Raw genomic sequence first — 17509 nt, 5'->3', positions numbered from 1 at the left:
GCATGTGATCGTCCACACGGGCCGGTACGACGACCCCGGGCTGTCGGACGTCTGTCTTCTCCGGGCCGGCGATCCCGGCGCGGAGAGCCGTCCCGGGGGTGGGCTCGGGCCGTCACGGGGAGCAGCCGGGGCGGCACTCGCGGGGCTGGACCCGGTGGTGCGGGAGCGGCGCCCGGACTCGGTGCTGGTCCACGGCGACACGCGTGCGATGCCGGCGGGCGCGCCGGCGGCGGTGAAGCCGCGGCTGCCGCCGCCGCGCGGAACGTGCCGCCGGGCCCTCGGACACGCGTGCCCCCGCCCCGGGGTCGGGGCGGGGGCACAGTGCTCGGTGCGGCGCCGGGGTCAGCTCTCGGCGGACGCGGTGACCGAGGCGGGTGACTGGCGCTCGGCCGCGGCGGTCTTCTTCGCCGTGGCCTTCTTGGCGGTGGTCTTCGTCGCCGCCTTCTTCGCCGTCGTCTTCTTCGCCGCGGTCTTCTTGGCCGCCGTCTTCTTCGTGGCGGCCTTCTTCGCCGTGGCCTTCTTGGCGGTCTTGCGGGCCGCCTTCTTGGCCGGAGCGGGCGTCTCCTCGTCGGCCACCGGCTCGGACGGCGTGTCGACCACGACGACCGCGGCCTCCTCGGCGCCCGCCGGAGCCCCGGCGGGGGCGCTGGCCTTACGGGTCACCCGGCGACGGGCCCGCGGGGGCGCGGCCTCCGTGTCCGCGGGGGCCTCCGGCGCCTGGGGCGCCTCGGGCTCCACGACGGGCGCGACGGGCTCGGGGGACGGTGTCTCCTTCGCCTCGATCACGACCTCCGACCCGGTGGACCTGGGCGCACCGGCCGGAGCCGATGCCCTGCGGGTCGCCCGGCGGCGGCCACGGCCGCGGAACGCGGCGGCCTCCGCCTCGGCGGCGCTGCTGTACAGCTCCTCGTCCGGGACGAACGCGGGCTCCGGCAGCGCGACGGGCTCGGCCACCTCGGCCGCGACCTCCGCCACGGTCTGCGGCGCCTGCTCCGGCTCGGGGACCGGGGCGGCGGCCTGCTCGTGCTCGTGCGGGTGCTCGGCACCGCCGCGCCCGCGCTTGCGGGCCCGCTTGCCGCCGCCACCGCCGCCGCCGACGGCCTGCGGCTGCTCCATGTGCACGATCACACCGCGGCCGTTGCAGTGGACGCAGGTCTCGGAGAAGGACTCCAGCAGACCCTGGCCCACCCGCTTGCGGGTCATCTGCACCAGACCCAGCGAGGTGACCTCGGCGACCTGGTGCTTGGTCCGGTCCCGGCCCAGGCATTCCAGCAGCCGCCGCATCACCAGGTCCCGGTTGGACTCCAGGACCATGTCGATGAAGTCGACGACGACGATCCCGCCGAGGTCGCGCAGCCGGAGCTGACGCACGATCTCCTCAGCCGCCTCCAGGTTGTTCCTGGTGACGGTCTCCTCCAGGTTGCCGCCCTGGCCGGTGAACTTCCCGGTGTTGACATCGACCACGATCATGGCCTCGGTCTTGTCGATGACCAGGGAGCCGCCCGAGGGCAGCCAGACCTTGCGGTCCAGCGCCTTCATCAGCTGCTCGTCGATCCGGTACGTCGCGAAGACGTCGACCTCGCTGGTCCACCGCGTCAGACGGTCCGCCAGGTCCGGCGCGACATGCGAGACATAGCCGTGGATGGTCTCCCAGGCGTCGTCACCGCTGACGATGACCTTGGAGAAGTCCTCGTTGAAGATGTCGCGCACGACCCGGACGGTCATGTCGGGCTCGCCGTACAGCAGGGTCGGGGCGCTGCCGCTCTTCGCCTTCTGCTGGATGTCGGCCCACTGCGCCTGGAGCCGCTCCACATCGCGGCGCAGCTCCTCCTCGCTCGCGCCCTCCGCGGCGGTGCGGACGATGACGCCGGCGTCCTCGGGGACGATCTTCTTGAGGATGGTCTTGAGCCGGGCCCGCTCGGTGTCGGGCAGCTTGCGGCTGATCCCGGTCATGGAGCCCTCGGGCACATAGACCAGATAGCGGCCGGGCAGCGAGACCTGGCTGGTGAGCCGGGCGCCCTTGTGTCCGATGGGGTCCTTGGTGACCTGGACGAGCACGGACTGGCCGGACTTGAGCGCGGCCTCGATCCGGCGCGGGCCGTGGCCCATGCCGAGTGCCTCGAAGTTGACCTCGCCCGCGTACAGGACGGCGTTGCGGCCCTTGCCGATGTCGACGAACGCGGCCTCCATGGACGGCAGGACGTTCTGCACCTTGCCCAGGTAGACGTTGCCGACGTAGGAGGTGGCCTGCTCCTTGTTGACGTAGTGCTCGACGAGGACGTTGTCCTCCAGCACGCCGATCTGGGTGCGCTCGCCCGCCTGCCGGACGACCATGACCCGCTCGACGGCCTCACGGCGCGCCAGGAACTCGGCCTCGGTGATGATCGGCACCCGGCGGCGGCCCTGCTCGCGCCCCTCACGGCGGCGCTGCTTCTTGGCCTCCAGACGGGTGGAGCCCTTGATGGACTGCACACCGTCCTCGGTGGTCTCCTCGGCGCGGGCCCGGGCGGCACGCGGCTCGCGCACCTTGACGACGGTGCGCTCCGGGTCGCCCGCGGTGGCGGCCTCGTCGCCCAGCGCGTCACCGCTGCGGCGGCGACGGCGGCGACGGCGACGGCTGCTGGAGCTGCCGGCGGAGGCGGAGCCCTCGTCGGTCTCGTCGGCCTCCTCTAGCTCCTCGTCGGCCTCGTCGGCCGCGGAGTCCTGCGGCTCCTCGTGGGCCTCGGCGCCTTCGGCGTCCTCGGCGGACTCGCCACGGCGGCGGCGACGGCCACCGCGGCGACGGCGGCGGGAGGGACGCTCCTCGAACTCGTCCTGCTCGTACTCCTGCTCCTCGGAGACCTCGGCCTCGACGGCCTCTTCGGTCTCGTCCGTCTCCTCGGCCGCCTCAGCCTCTTCGGCGTCCTCGGCCTCCTCGGTGACGGGGTGCTCCGCGACGGGCGCGGGCGCCTCGGCGCTCTCGCCCCGGCGACGGCGGCGACGGCGGCCGGTGGGCTCGGCCGGGACCTCCCGGACCTGCTCCTGCTCCTGCTCCTCCTCCTGCTCGACGGCCTCCTCCTGGGCCTCCAGCGCGGCGGCGGCAGCGGCGGCGGCGGCAGCCGTCTCGGGGGTCTGGAACATCGGCTCGGTGAACACCGGCGCCTGGAAGACGGCGACGGCGGGCCGCGCGCCGCGGCGGGCGGGCGCGGCCTCGACGGGCTGCCCGGTGAACTCGGGCGAGACGACCCGGCGGCGGGCCCGGCCACCGCGGGTGGCGGTCGCCGTCGGCTCGGCGGTCTCGGCGGCGGGCGCGGTGGCCTTGCGGGTGGCACGACGGCGGGTACGCGGAGCCGGGGCCTCGACAGCCTCGGCGGCGGCTTCCCCGACGTTCTCAGCGGTCTCCACGTTCTCCGCGGACTCCACGGCGGGAGTGCTCACGGCACGCGTCGCACGACGACGCGCACGCGGCGCCGGAGCCTCGGCGGCCTCGGGCTCGGCTGCGGCGGGTTCGGCCACGGCCTCGGCGGCCGGAGCGGACTCGGCGGTACCGGCGGCGGTCACCGGGGCGCTCGCGGCACGCGTGGCGCGGCGGCGGGCACGGGGCGCGGGGGCCTCGGCCACCGGCTCGGCGGCGGGCTCGGCGACAACCTCAGAGGTCTCGACCGACTCCACCACCTCAGCGGCGGGCGCCGTCACCTTACGCGTGGCACGACGACGGGTACGCGGAGCCGGGGCCTCAGCGGCCTCGGCGGCGGCTTCCTCGACGACCTCAGTGGACTCCGCGGTCTCCACGACCGGAGTGCTCACCGCACGCGTCGCACGACGGCGCGCACGCGGCGCCGGAGCCTCGACAGCCTCGGCGGCGGGCTCGGCAGCGGCTTCCTCGACGACCTCGGCACCCTCCGCCACGGGCGCGCTCACCGCACGGGTCGCGCGGCGGCGGGCACGGGGCGCGGGGGCCTCGGCGGGCTCGGCCACCGGCTCGGCGACAACCTCAGAGGTCTCGACCGACTCCACCACCTCAGCGGCGGGCGCCGTCACCTTACGCGTCGCACGACGACGCGCACGCGGAGCCGGGGCCTCAGCGGCCTCGGCGGCGGGCTCGGCAGCGCCCTCCTCGACCGCCTCCACGACCGGAGTACTCACCGCACGCGTCGCACGACGACGCGCACGCGGAGCCGGAGCCTCGACGGCCTCGGCTGCGGCTTCCTCGACGACCTCGGCGGCGGGCGCCGTCGTCTTGCGCGTCGCACGGCGGCGCGTACGCGGGGCCGGGGCCTCAGCGGCCTCGGCGGCAGGTTCGGCAGCGGCACCCTCCGCGGCCGTCGGCTCGGCGGTCGTCACCGATCCGCCCGGCGGACCCGCGGGCCGCGACGCGGCCCGCCGCCGACGGCGCGGCGGCAGCGTGTCGCTGGGGGTGCTGTTGTCGATGGTGTTGTTGGTGTCGTCCCCGGTGGTGCCGGGTTCGTTGGGCTCGTGCATGCGGGCGGTTCTCCCGTCACGCTCCCGGGCGCCGCGCCGGTGTCCGGCCGACGGACCGCGCGGGGCGCGGCACGTCGCCCGGGGCGCGGGCGCCGCACGGGAGCTGCTCTGTCTGGCTCGCCGGTTCCGTACGCGAGCTGCGTACGGCCTGGCGAAAGTCTCCTGTGGTGGTGCGCGACCCGACCCAGGTGGCTCCCGAGTACCAGGGCCGCGCTGACAACGACTGCCTGTGGGCGCGGCGGGACCGGACATCCCGCCCGCGGGGGACCCCCTGCCGTGGCTAGGGGGAGGCGGTACCGGCGGCCATGGGTGATGCGGCCGGAACTGCCTCGCGGTCGAGCGCGAGCGGATCGGTCACCGTGCCGGACTCCTCGTCGAAGAGCCCCTGCGCCAGCCTGGTCACCGCTGCGGGGACCGGCGGCGCCAGGTCGGCCACAGCGCGGAGACCGGACAGGACGTCGTCGGGTCGTACGGCAGGTGTTACGTGCCGAACAACCAGCCGCAGTATCGCACAGGGGCCGTCCACGGGCCTATCAGGCTGTGGACGGACCACCTCCAGCTCCACCACGGCACCGCGCGCGTCGAAGCTCCGCATTCCGTTCTTGGTCCTGCGCTGGACCTCGACGGTCCCGGCGGCGAGGAACGCCGCGACGGCGTCCTTCGCCGCCTCCTCCGGGACACCGTCGAGCCGCAGCTCCCACTCCGACGCGGTGAGCCGGTCGGCGAAGGCGGACGTCCGCGCTTCGACGGCGTCCGTGATGTCGAGGCCGACGGGCAGCGACTCGTCGAGCAGTTCCCGCAGCGTGGCGGGGTCGCGCCGCTCGACCAGGGCGATCTCCAGGAACTCGGCCTCGCTGCCCGTGCCGGTGGGTGCGGCATTGGCGTACGACACCTTCGGGTGCGGGGTGAAGCCCGCCGAGTACGCCATGGGCACCTCGGCACGCCTCAGCGCCCGCTCGAAGGCGCGCTGGAAGTCACGGTGGCTGGTGAACCGGAGGCGGCCACGCTTGGTGTAACGCAGTCGGATGCGCTGCACCGCCGGTGCGGGCGGCGGGCCTTCGGGCTGTCGCTTGCCCAGTGGTTCTTCTCCTCGGTGCGGGACGGCGCGGGGAGCGCCGCCCTCGGAATGCGGGTGCCCCGCGCGGGCCCGCCCGGCTCACCCCCGGTAGGGAGGGATCTCGGGCCCGGCCGTCGCGCCGGGAGCAGTCGTTGTACCCCCAGAGTACGCGCCGCCGGGGCGCCGGGTTCCCGGGGACCGGCCCCGAGCGCCCCACCGGGCCCCGGGGGCGCTCCCCCGCGGGCGCTCGCGCACCCTCCGCCCCCCGGGTGCCACCCCGCCCGCCGCTTCCGGCACCCGCGCAGCACACCCCCCGCCTTTATCGCACACCAGTTTGGTTTGTCGGGGGCAGCACGTCGCCGCCCGCACCGGAACAGGCTCCCGGAGTGCACGAGGGCCCGGCCCGGGTCTCCCCGGCGCCGGGCCCTCGCCCCGCACGCGTACGGCCGCGCGGCGCGTACGCGCCGACGGACAGCTACTTGTTGACGACCGACAGCGGCAGCAGCTTCTTGCCCGTCGGGCCGATCTGGATCTCGGTGCCCATCTGGGGGCAGACACCGCAGTCGAAGCACGGCGTCCAGCGGCAATCCTCGACCTCGGTCTCGTCGAGGGCGTCCTGCCAGTCCTCCCAGAGCCAGTCCTTGTCCAGACCGGAGTCGAGGTGGTCCCAGGGGAGCACCTCCTCGTAGGTGCGCTCCCGGGTGGTGTACCAGTCGACGTCCACCCCGAAGCCGGGGAGCGTCTTGTCCGCGCAGTTCATCCAGCGGTCGTACGAGAAGTGCTCGCGCCAGCCGTCGAAGCGCCCGCCGTCCTCGTACACGGCGCGGATGACCGCGCCGATCCGGCGGTCGCCCCGGGAGAGCAGGCCCTCGACGATGCCCGGCTTGCCGTCGTGGTAGCGGAAGCCGATGGAGCGGCCGTACTTCTTGTCGCCGCGGATCTTGTCCCGGAGCTTGGCCAAGCGGGCGTCGGTGTCCTCGGCGCTGAGCTGCGGCGCCCACTGGAAGGGGGTGTGCGGCTTGGGGACGAAACCGCCGATGGAGACGGTGCAGCGGATGTCCTGGGAGCCGGAGACCTCACGGCCCTTGGCGATCACGTTGACCGCCATGTCGCCGATCTGGAGCACATCCTCGTCGGTCTCGGTCGGCAGACCGCACATGAAGTACAGCTTCACCTGCCGCCAGCCGTTGCCGTACGCGGTGGCGACGGTGCGGATCAGGTCCTCCTCCGACACCATCTTGTTGATGACCTTGCGCATCCGCTCGGAGCCGCCCTCGGGGGCGAAGGTCAGTCCGGAGCGGCGGCCGTTGCGCGTCAGCTCGTTGGCGAGGTCGACGTTGAAGGCGTCCACACGGGTGGAGGGCAGCGAGAGGCCGATCTTGTCCTCGGTGTACCGGTCCGCGAGACCCTTGGCGATCTCGCCGATCTCGGAGTGGTCGGCGCTGGACAGCGAGAGCAGGCCGACCTCCTCGAAGCCGGTGGCCTTGAGTCCCTTCTCCACCATCTCGCCGATGCCGGTGATGCTTCGCTCCCGCACGGGACGCGTGATCATGCCGGCCTGGCAGAAACGGCAGCCGCGGGTGCAGCCGCGGAAGATCTCGACGGACATCCGCTCGTGGACGGTCTCCGCGAGGGGGACCAGCGGCTGCTTGGGGTAGGGCCACTCGTCCAGGTCCATGACGGTGTGCTTGGAGACCCGCCACGGCACACCGGAACGGTTGGGCACGACGCGGCCGATCCGGCCGTCCGGCAGATACTCCACGTCGTAGAAGCCGGGAACGTAGATGTTGCCGGTCCGCGCGAGCCGGAACAGCACCTCCTCGCGTCCGCCGGGGCGGCCCGCGGCCTTCCACTCCCGGACGATCCGGGTCATGTCGAGGACGGCCTGCTCGCCGTCGCCGATGACGGCGCAGTCGATGAACTCCGCGATCGGCTCCGGGTTGAAGGCCGCGTGGCCGCCCGCGACCACGATCGGGTGGTCCACCGTGCGGTTCCGGGCCTCCAGCGGGATGCCCGCGAGGTCCAGCGCGGTGAGCATGTTGGTGTAGCCCAGCTCGGTGGAGAAGCTGAGGCCGAAGAGGTCGAACGCGCCGACGGGCCGGTGCGAGTCCACGGTGAACTGCGGGACGCCGTGCTCGCGCATCAGCTCTTCGAGGTCCGGCCAGACGCTGTAGGTGCGCTCGGCGAGGACGCCCTCCTGCTCGTTGAGCACCTCGTAGAGGATCATGACGCCCTGGTTGGGCAGACCGACCTCGTAGGCGTCCGGGTACATCAGCGCCCACCGCACATCGCACTCCGCCCAGGGCTTGACGGTGGAGTTCAGCTCACCGCCGACATACTGAATGGGCTTCTGCACATACGGGAGCAGCGCTTCGAGCTGAGGAAACACCGAAGCAGCGGCAGTACCGACAGCAGACTCAGCAGCAGACATCTCGGACCTTCGTGGGCGGGCAGGGGGTGATCCCCAAGCGTAACCCGCCGATGGGCCGCGCCGGGCCGTCCGGACCCGGCCCCGTACGGCCCGGCGCGGGTCCCCACCGGCCCGGCGCGGCACGGGTCAGCCGTCGAGCAGAGCCCGGATCTCGTCCGCCGACGCCTGCTCCCAGACCCCGGGCAGCTCCCGCTCGCGGTCGGACGCCGAGCGCTGCTCCTGGCCGTGGAGCAGCCCCCAGGTGAACGCGGACTCGCCCGCCTGGTGCGCCTGGACGGCGATGCTCCGCAGCGCGTCCCGGGCGACGACGCTGTCCTGGTGGTCGCCGAGCACGGTCTGTACGGCCTTCATCCGTCTGGCGAACCGTTTCGCGGGCCGTCCGAGCGCGGGGCCTGCGGCCTCTCCGGCGTAGCGGGCGCGCTTGGCGGCCTTGCGGGCGTCGTGCAGCGCGAGGTCGCGCTCGGGGCCCGGCTCCAGTGCCAGGGCGTGGCCGACGCGTTCCGCGAGCCGGTCCCAGTCCTTCAGCAGCGCCCGGGGGATCTCCCGCTCCGGGGCGCCCCCGGCGGCCTTCAGCAGCGGCGGATCGGCGAGCAGCGCGTCCAGGGAGTCCAGCAGGGCCAGATAGCGCTTGCTGTCGAGGGTGACGAGGGCCTTGCGGCGGGCGCCCGAGCCGTGGGAGCCGGACCAGATGCGCAGCCGGCCGCGGACGGGGCCGAGCAGCAGGGTGCGGGGCAGTTCGACGATCCGGCCGCGCAGCCGCTCGGTCAGCACCTCCTGGTCGCGGGCGTGGCCCAGCTCGGCGGCGAGCCACTTCAGCTCCTCGCCGACGGGGTCGGTGACGGTGCGGTCGAGGATGCGGCGGTAGGTGCGGAAGGCACTGCGCAGGCGGCGGGTGGCGACACGGGTCTGGTGGACGGCGTCGGGGAGGTCGCGGCGGACCCCGGGGTCGTGGGCGAGCAGGGCGTCGACCTGTTCCCGCAGATAGGCGAGGACGTAGTCGCCCGCGGTGTGCGGCGGGGCGTGTTCGCGGGGCGCGGGGACGGGCACCCCGGTCTCGGCCAGGGCGCGGGCCAGTTTGGAGGGGAGGTCGGCGGGGCGCAGCCCGGCCTTGCGGAGCTTCTTCGCGATCCGGTCGAGGAGCCGGGGGTCGGCGCCCTCGGCGAGTTCGACCTCGATCTCGTCCCAGGCGGCGCGGCCCTCCGCCGGGGTGCCGTCGGCGGGGGCCTGCGGGGTGTCGGAGCCGTTGGCCCGCGGGAGCCGTTCGGCGCGGACGGCGTCCCGGCTCAGCTCCGCGAGCGGGGTCCCTCCGGCGCCGGTCAGGAGGGTGAGCCGGCGGGTGGAGCGGAGCCGGATCACGGGGGTGAGCGGGGCGCCCCGGGTGCGGGCGCGGACCAGGCCCGCGAGGACCCGGGGGACGGTGCCGGAGAGCGGGGCGTGGATCTCGTCCCGTACCCCGGGGGCGACGGGCAGTTTGAGATGCCAGCCCGCGTCGTCGCCGCCCGTTCGCCGCCGGAGGGTGAGGGAGGCGGCGGCGAGCCGCAGATCCGGGGTGTCGTAGTAGACGGCGTCCAGTTCGGCCGTGCCGCGGTCCTCGGCCGCGGCGACTGCGGGCACCCGGGTCAGGTCCGGCAGCTCGGCGTCGGGGGTGGCTTCGTATTTCCGCTCGATCTCGCGCTTCGTCTCCGCCATGCACCGAATCTAGTCCGCTCCGCGCGCTCCCGGCAGACCCGGAGATCCTTCCGGTCCGGATACCGCCGCCCCGGAGCAGGGCCGGGGCGGCGGTATCCGCTGTCTGCCGCTATGCCGATATCGGCCGTTGCACCCGGATGGACTGGAGCAGTCCGATCGCCACCCAGACCGCGAACATCGAGGACCCGCCGTAGGAGACGAAGGGCAGCGGCAGCCCAGCGACCGGCATGATCCCGAGCGTCATCCCGATGTTCTCGAACGACTGGAACGCGAACCAGGCGACGATCCCGGTGGCCACGATCGTGCCGTACAGCTCGGTGGTGTCCCGGGCGATCCCGCAGGCGCGCCAGAGGACGACGCCGAGGAGGACGAGGATGAGCGCCCCGCCGACGAAGCCCAGCTCCTCGCCCGCGACGGTGAAGACGAAGTCGGTCTGCTGCTCGGGGACGAACTGTCCGGTGGTCTGGGAGCCCTTGAAGAGGCCGGTGCCCAGCAGTCCGCCGGAGCCGATGGCGATCCGGGCCTGGTTGGTGTTGTACCCGGCGCCCGTGGGGTCGAGCGAGGGGTTGGCGAAGGCCGCGAACCGGTTGATCTGGTACTGGTCCAGCAGTCCCAGCGCGGCGACCAGCACCGCTCCGGCGACCCCGCCGCCGATCAGTCCGAGAATCCAGCGGTTGGGCGCGCCGGAGGCCATCAGCACGCCGAGCACGATGACGACCATGACCATCACCGAGCCGAGGTCCGGCATCCGCATGACGATGAGCATCGGCAGCACGGCCAGGCCGAGGGCCTTGGCGACCGTGCGGTGGTCGGGATGCTCCTGGTCGCCCGCGTCGACGCGGGCGGCGAGCAGCATCGCCATCCCGAGAATGATGGTGATCTTGACGAACTCGGAGGGCTGGAGGGAGAAGCCGCCGCCGACCACGATCCAGGCGTGCGCCCCGTTGATGGTCGCGCCGAGCGGGGTGAGCACCAGCAGGATCAGCACGATCGAGATGCCGTAGAGCACCGGGACGGCGCCGCGCAGGGTGCGGTGGCCGAGCCAGATGGTGGCGATCATCAGGGTGATGCCGATGCCGGTGTTGAGCAGATGGCGCAGCAGGAAGTAGTAGGGGTCGCCCTGGTTCAGCTCGGTGCGGTTGCGGGTCGCCGACCAGACGAGCAGGGCGCCGATGCCGGAGAGGGCGAGCGCGCAGAGCAGCAGGGGCCAGTCGAGTCGGCGTACGACGGAGTCGCGGGCGGAGAGCCGCTGCCAGACGCCGCCGCGCCGCGGCCCGTATCCGGAGACGGAGAAGCCGCTGGTGTGTCCGGCCATGGGGTTCAGTCCCTCCCCACGGGCGGGCCCGCGAGCTGATTCCTCTGGGTGGTCCCCGGCTGCCGTCGGGTGTCCGGCGGGGTGGTGCGGGGCGGTGCGGTGGCGGGCGGTCTCACCGCGGGCGGGCTCACGACGGGCGGACTCGCGCCGGGCCGGGTGGTGCCCGGCCGGGTGGTGCCCGCGGGCTGTCCGTCCTCGCCCTCCGCCGGGGGTTTGGGCGGCTGGTAGGGGCGGACCTCGGGCGCGTCGATCGAGCCGTCGGGCTGGATCTTCGGCAGGGTCTTCTGCGGCACGGGCAGCAGCGCCCGGCCGAGGTCCTGGTTCCCCTTCTCGTCCAGCCCGTAGAGGGCCTCGTAGATCTTGCGCACGGCCGGTCCGGAGGCGCCCGATCCGGTGCCGCCCTGGGAGATCGTCATCACGATCGTGTAGTCCCGGGTGTAGGTGGCGAACCAGGACGTCGTCTGCTTGCCGTAGACCTCGGCGGTGCCGGTCTTGGCGTGCATGGGGATGCGGTCGTGCGGCCAGCCGCCGAAGCGCCAGGCCGCGGAGCCGACGGTGGCGACCCCGGCGAGCGCCTTGTCGATCTTCTTGGCGGTGGCGGGGTCCATGGGGAGCCTGCCGTGCGGCCGGGGCTTGATCTCCTCGACCGTCCTGCCGTCGGCGCTGACGACGGCCTTGCCCACGGTGGGGTCGTGGAGGGTGCCGCCGTTGGAGATCGCGGCGTAGATGGTGGCCATCTGCACCGGGGTGACGAGGATGTCGCCCTGCCCGATGGAGTAGTTGACGGCGTCACCGGCGCGCATACGGTTGCCTTCGAGGCAGTTCTCGTACGCGATCTGCTCCACGTAGTCGCCGCCCTTCTTCCCCTCCCGGCACCAGCTCTCCTTCATCTGCTCCCAGTAGCTCTGCTTCCACTGGCGGTCGGGGACCCGGCCGCGGATCTCGTTGGGGAGGTCGATGCCGGTCCGCTCGCCCAGGCCGAACTGGTGGGCGGTCCGGTAGAACCAGTCCCCCGGGTTCTTCTTCGGCTTGATGCCGCCGTCCTTCAGCCACTCCCGGTGGGCGAGCCCGTAGTAGACGGTGTCGCAGGAGACCTCAAGGGCCCGGCCGAGGCTGATGCTGCCGTAGCCGCGGGACTCGAAGTTCTTGAACTCCCGGCCGCCGAAGGAGAGGGAGGAGGGGCAGGGGTAGTTGCCGTCGAAGGGGTAGCCCGCGTTGACGGCGGCCGTCGACGAGACCACCTTGAAGATCGAGCCGGGCGCCGCGCCGCTCTGGATGGCCCGGTTGATCAGCGGGTAGTTGGACTTCTTGTCGGTGAGCCGCTGGTAGTCCCCGCCGGAGATGCCGCCGACCCAGACATTGGGGTCGTACGTGGGCAGCGAGGCCATCGCGACCACCCGGCCGGTACGGCTCTCCAGCACCACGACGGCCCCCGCGTCGGCCTTGTAGTTCACCCCGGTGACGTTCTTGTCGATCTCCTTGCGGGCCGCCTTCATCGCCGCGTCCAGCTCGTACTCGGCGACGGCCTGCACCCGGGCGTCGATGGAGGTGACGAGATGGGCCCCGGCCACCGCCTGGTCGTGCTCGGCCTCGCCGATGACCCGGCCGAGGTTGTCCACCTCGTAACGGGTGATCCCGGCCTTGCCGCGGAGCGCCTTGTCGTAGGTGCGCTCCAGACCGGAGCGGCCGACCTGGTCGGAGCGGAGGAAGGGCGACTCGGTCTCCTTCGCCTCCTCGATCTCCAGATCGGTGACGGGGGAGAGATAGCCGAGCACCTGCGCGGTCCTGGCCTTGCCGGGGGCGGTGTAGCGGCGGACGGCCGCCGGTTCGGCGGTGATGCCGGGGAAGTCCTCGGCCCGCTCGCGGATCTGGAGGGCCTGCTGGGTGGTGGCGTCGTCGGTGACGGGGATCGGCTGGTACGGGGAGCCGTTCCAGCAGGGCTTGGGGGTCTTGGCGTCGCAGAGCCGGACCTTGTCCCGTACCTCCTGGGCCTTCATCCCGAGGACGTCGGCGAGCCGCCCGAGCACCACCCGGCCGCCGTCGCCCATCTTCATCAGCCGGGTGCGGGAGGCGGAGACGACGAGCCGGGTCTCGTTGTCGGCGAGGGCCACGCCCCGGGCGTCGAGGATGGAGCCGCGCACGGCGGGCTGCACCACCCGCTGGACGCCGTTGTTCTTGGCCTGGTCGGAGTAGTCGTCGCCGTTGCGGACCTGGAGGTACCAGAGGCGTCCGCCGAGGGTGAGGAAGAGGGAGAAGATCAGTACCTGGAGGACGACAAGCCGGATCTGGACCCGTGGGGTGCGTCCGGTCTCCGGGATGGCGCTCACAGTCGCTTGGCTCCCCTGAGGCGTCCGGCGCGGGAGACCCGGCCGCGGGCGGACCTCATCCGCATACCGCCGCGCTGGCTGCCGATGCGCAGCCCGGTGCCGGAGGCGAGCCAGCCGGAGGAGACGTCGCCGGACGCGCCGCGGTCCTCGGTGAGCGGATCGCTGTCGGCCCGCCGGGCCAGCGCCATGATGAGGGGAACGGTGAAGGGCGCGAGCAGCAGGTCGTAGATGACGGCGGTGAGGAGCAGCGAGCCGACGCCGCCGGGGGCGGTGTCCCCGACCAGGGTCCCGACCAGCGCGTACAGCAGGGTGGAGCCGATGGCCGCCGCGACGACCACCAGCATGGGGACGGTGGCGGACTTCAGCCGTCCGCTCTCGGGGCGGGCGAGACCGGCGAGATAGCCGATGACGCAGAGGACCAGGGCGTAGCGGCCCACCGCGTGGTCGGCGGGGGGCGCGAGGTCGGAGAGGAGTCCCGCGCCGAAGCCGACGAGGGCGCCGGTGACATGGCCGTAGACGAGCGCCAGCCCGAGGACGGTGAGCAGCACCAGATCGGGGACGGCTCCGGGGAGCTGGAGGCGGGCGAGGACGGAGACCTGGAGGACGAGCGCGACCACGGCGAGGGTGGCGGAGAGAAGCATCCGGTTGAAGCGCATGGCGGCTCAGCTCCTAGTGCTGCTGCTGGGTGTTCTGGTCGTCGCTCCGGGGGGACGCGCTGCCCCGCGGGTCCGGGGAGAGGCGGGGCGCCGGGGAGTCCAGTGGGCGGCGGTCGCCCTGGACATCGGTGCCGTCGGTGCCGTCGGTGCTATCGGTGCCGTCGGTCTCCGTGGCTCCGTCGGTCCCGTCCGTGCCCTCGGCCCCGTCGGGCCCGCCGGTCGCGCCCGGGGTGACGGTCACCGTGACCGTCGGCGCGGGCCGGGGCTTCTCGGGCTTCGGCGGCAGTACGACGTCCCGGGGGTCGGTCCGCGGCGCCTGCACCACCACACCGACGACGTCGAGTTTGCTGAAACCGGCGTACGGCTCCACGTAGATGGTCCGGGTCAGATCGCCGCGGGAGGGGTCGACCCGGACGACCTCGCCGATCGGGACGCCGGGGACGAAGGGCCGGTCGGCCTGGGAGCCGAAGGTGACGAGCCGGTCGCCCTTCTTCACCTTGTGCTTGCCGTTGAGGAGCTGCACGGAGAGCGGGCGGTCGCCCTGGCCGTTGGCGAAGCCCAGCTCGTCGCTCTTCTCCAGCCGGGTGCCGACGGCGAAGTCGGGGTCGATGGCGAGCAGCACGGTCGCGGTGTGCGGGCCGACGGTGGTGATCCGGCCGACCAGTCCGTCCCCGTTGAGCACGGTCATGTCCCGCTTGACGCCGTCGCGGGAGCCGATGTCGATGGTGACGGTCCAGGAGAAGCCCTGGGCCGCTCCTATGGCGACGACCTCGGCCGCCTTGATGCCGTACTGGCCGGCCCCCGCGGTCCGCAGGATGCGGTCCAGCTCGCGGGCGCGGCTGCGGTTGCGGTCGTCGCTGCCGAGTCTGGTCCGCAGCTCGGCGTTCTCCCGTTCCAGGGTGCGGACACGGTCGTGGCGCTCGCCCGAGTCGCGGACGGCGGCGATGGCGTTGCCGACCGGGTCGACGGCCGTGGCGACCCCGTTCTGCACCGGTCCGAAGACCGTGGCGGCGGCCTGCCGGGCGCCGTCGAGCGGTGAGTCCTGTCCGCCGCGGATGTCCACCGTGATCAGTGCGAACGCGATGGCGATCAGCAGCACCAGGAGCAGACGGCTCTCTCGTGTGTCCCTCACGTGCGGCGGCCGTGCCTTCCTCGTAGGAATGGAGATGTCTGTATATCAACGATCAGCTGCATGGACCGGCAGGCACCCATACAGGGGCTCCCCCCGGGACCCGAAGGGACCCAGGGGGACGGATCGCGCCCCCCGCTCTCGACCGGCCGCGGCGCCGTCAGCGGCGCGGCTGGGCGTCCAGCACCTGCTGGAGCGCCTCGAACTCCTCCACGCACTTGCCCGAGCCGAGGGCCACCGAGTCCAGCGGGTCCTCGGCGATATGGATCGGCATTCCGGTCTCCCGGCGCAGCCGCTCGTCCAGCCCGCGCAGCAGCGCGCCGCCGCCGGTGAGGACGATGCCCCGGTCCATCACATCGCCGGACAGCTCCGGCGGGCACTTGTCGAGGGTGGTCTTGACGGCGTCGACGATCGAATTGACGGGCTCCTCGATGGCCTTGCGGACCTCGGCCGCCGAGATGACCACGGTCTTGGGCAGTCCGGAGACCAGGTCACGGCCGCGGATCTCGGTGTGCTCGTCCTGGTCCAGGTCATAGGCCGAACCAATGGTGATCTTGATTTGCTCGGCGGTCCGCTCGCCGAGAAGAAGGGAGTACTCCTTCTTGATGTGCTGGATGATGGCGTTGTCCAGCTCGTCCCCGGCGACCCGGATGGACTGCGCGGTGACGATCCCGCCGAGCGAGATCACGGCGACCTCGGTGGTGCCGCCGCCGATGTCCACGACCATGTTGCCGGTGGCCTCGTGGACGGGGAGACCGGAGCCGATCGCCGCGGCCATCGGCTCCTCGATGATGTGCACCTGACGGGCTCCGGCCTGGGTCGACGCCTCGATGACCGCGCGGCGCTCCACTCCGGTGATCCCCGAGGGCACACAGACGACGACCCGCGGCCGGGCCAGATAGCGCCGCTTGTGGATCTTGAGGATGAAGTAGCGCAGCATCCGCTCGGTGATCTCGAAGTCGGCGATGACGCCGTCCTTCAGGGGCCGGACGGCCACGATGTTGCCCGGGGTCCGGCCGATCATCTTCTTCGCCTCGGAGCCGACGGCCAGGATGCCGCCGGTGTTGGTGTTGATGGCGACGACGGACGGCTCGTTGAGAACGATCCCGCGGCCCCTGACGTACACCAGCGTGTTGGCGGTCCCGAGGTCGACAGCCATATCACGGCCGATGAACGACATGTTGTTCCCCATGAGGATGCGTCTGGCCTTCCCAAATCGAGCGTTGACGGCTTTTCAGGATGGCGAGGTGGGTGCTCTGGCGTGAGGGTTCCATCGTAATGCCGCTTCCCTGCGCACGGCGCGGTGGTCCACCTCTGTACAGGTGACGAAGTGTTGCGTCGATCCGTTCCCGCATTGCGTTCGCATATACCGAAGGGCGACCGAATTCCTTCGGTCGCCCCAGGTCAAGAGCGCTGTTTGGCTGAGGGAAGGTCAGGAGAGTCCCGGAAAGAAAATCTTCAGTTCCCGAATGGCGGACTCCTCCGAGTCCGAGGCGTGGATCAGGTTCTCCCGGACGATGGTGCCGAAGTCGCCACGGACGGAGCCGGGGGCGGCGGCGATGGGGTCGGTCGGCCCGGCGAGCTGCCGGACGCCCTCGATGACCCGCTCGCCCTCGACGACCAGCGCGACCACCGGGCCGGAGGACATGAAGGCCATCAGCGGCTCGTAGAAGGGCTTGCCCCGGTGCTCCCCGTAGTGCTGCTCCAGGGTCTCAAGACCGAGAGTCCGCAGCTCCAGAGCGGCGATGGTCCAGCCGGCCTTGGCCTCGATGCGGCCGATGATCTCGCCGATCAGCCCGCGCCGGACGGCGTCGGGCTTGAGCAGGACGAGGGTGCGCTGGGTCATGTGGCAGCTCCTTGCAGACATACGTGTGCGGTGAGCCGAGGCTACAGGGGGCCGTCACAGGGGCAGGCGCGGCCCCCGTTCCGGTACGGACCTCTCCGGTACGGACTCGTTCCGGGAGGGACCTCGCCGGGAGGGAGTCGTTCCGGTGGGGCCCGTTCCGCCACCCGGTGCGCCCGCCACCCGGATGCGGGTACGCGCGCACCCGTGTACGAGGGGACGGCGCCCCTATCCCGCTGCCTGCTCCGCGCCCTGATCGGCGGCCTGCTGCTCCGCCCAGCGGGCCTTCGCCGCGTCGATCTTGCCGCCGTAGTGGACGGAGGCCCACCACAGACCGGCGAAGCAGGCGCCGAGGAAGAACATCACCGGGACCACGAAACCGCTCAGGACCAGGCCGATCTGGAGCACCCAGCCGAGCTGGACCCCGCCCGGCCGGGAGAGCGTCCCGCACAGCAGGACCGACAGGACCATGGCGACCCCGCAGACCGTCCAGACCGTGCCCATGGTCAGGTCCGGGTCCTTCATCGCGACCAGACCGGCGAAGCCGATCACGAAGAACTCACCGATCAGCGTGGAGGCGCAGAGCGTGCGCATATCCGTC

At 72.5% G+C, this 17509-nt stretch carries 11 protein-coding genes; all 11 read right to left on the bottom strand.

The window, feature by feature from the left end; all coding sequences use genetic code 11:
- Window positions 1–342: 342 nt before the first annotated feature.
- The 11 genes from CRV15_RS19610 to CRV15_RS19560 all read right to left on the bottom strand — a co-directional run bounded on the left by CRV15_RS19610 (window position 343) and on the right by CRV15_RS19560 (window position 17502).
- The gene (locus CRV15_RS19610) at window positions 343–4461 is read right to left on the bottom strand and encodes an Rne/Rng family ribonuclease (RefSeq protein WP_009996199.1); all 4119 of its coding nucleotides are present in this window, start codon (window positions 4459–4461) and stop codon (window positions 343–345) included.
- A gap of 280 nt (window positions 4462–4741) precedes the next feature.
- On the bottom strand, window positions 4742–5497 hold the full coding sequence (locus CRV15_RS19605) for a TIGR03936 family radical SAM-associated protein (RefSeq protein ID WP_003957563.1): 756 nt from the start codon (window positions 5495–5497) through the stop codon (window positions 4742–4744).
- Between the two features lie 496 nt (window positions 5498–5993).
- On the bottom strand, window positions 5994–7949 hold the full coding sequence (locus CRV15_RS19600; protein ID WP_003957564.1) for a TIGR03960 family B12-binding radical SAM protein: 1956 nt from the start codon (window positions 7947–7949) through the stop codon (window positions 5994–5996).
- Between the two features lie 126 nt (window positions 7950–8075).
- Window positions 8076–9638 carry a CYTH and CHAD domain-containing protein gene (locus tag CRV15_RS19595; RefSeq protein ID WP_003957566.1) on the bottom strand — a complete coding sequence of 521 codons (1563 nt, stop codon included), beginning with the start codon at window positions 9636–9638 and terminating at the stop codon, window positions 8076–8078.
- A gap of 109 nt (window positions 9639–9747) precedes the next feature.
- Window positions 9748–10953: a rod shape-determining protein RodA gene (rodA, locus tag CRV15_RS19590; RefSeq protein WP_003957567.1), complete on the bottom strand. Its 1206-nt coding sequence runs from the start codon at window positions 10951–10953 to the stop codon at window positions 9748–9750.
- A 5-nt stretch (window positions 10954–10958) separates the two neighbouring features.
- The gene (gene mrdA, locus CRV15_RS19585; RefSeq protein ID WP_003960456.1) at window positions 10959–13280 is read right to left on the bottom strand and encodes a penicillin-binding protein 2; all 2322 of its coding nucleotides are present in this window, start codon (window positions 13278–13280) and stop codon (window positions 10959–10961) included.
- On the bottom strand, window positions 13277–13936 hold the full coding sequence (gene mreD, locus CRV15_RS19580) for a rod shape-determining protein MreD (RefSeq protein WP_003957570.1): 660 nt from the start codon (window positions 13934–13936) through the stop codon (window positions 13277–13279). Before mreD ends, mrdA begins: the two co-directional genes overlap by 4 nt.
- 13 nt (window positions 13937–13949) lie before the next feature.
- A complete protein-coding gene (gene mreC, locus CRV15_RS19575; RefSeq protein WP_003957571.1) occupies window positions 13950–15068 on the bottom strand; it encodes a rod shape-determining protein MreC in 1119 nt (372 codons plus the stop codon).
- A gap of 157 nt (window positions 15069–15225) precedes the next feature.
- A complete protein-coding gene (locus tag CRV15_RS19570; protein WP_009996204.1) occupies window positions 15226–16245 on the bottom strand; it encodes a rod shape-determining protein in 1020 nt (339 codons plus the stop codon).
- 252 nt (window positions 16246–16497) lie between these two features.
- Window positions 16498–16911: a nucleoside-diphosphate kinase gene (gene ndk / locus CRV15_RS19565; RefSeq protein ID WP_003957574.1), complete on the bottom strand. Its 414-nt coding sequence runs from the start codon at window positions 16909–16911 to the stop codon at window positions 16498–16500.
- Between the two features lie 225 nt (window positions 16912–17136).
- Window positions 17137–17502, bottom strand: a complete 366-nt coding sequence (locus CRV15_RS19560; protein WP_003957575.1) for a DUF4233 domain-containing protein — start codon at window positions 17500–17502, stop codon at window positions 17137–17139.
- Window positions 17503–17509: the final 7 nt, after the last annotated feature.

It is taken from the genome of Streptomyces clavuligerus, assembly GCF_005519465.1.
GTDB classification, from domain to species: Bacteria; Actinomycetota; Actinomycetes; order Streptomycetales; family Streptomycetaceae; genus Streptomyces; species Streptomyces clavuligerus.
Note: the sequence above shows the minus strand (reverse complement) of the source record. Positions and strands in the feature narration are given on the sequence as shown.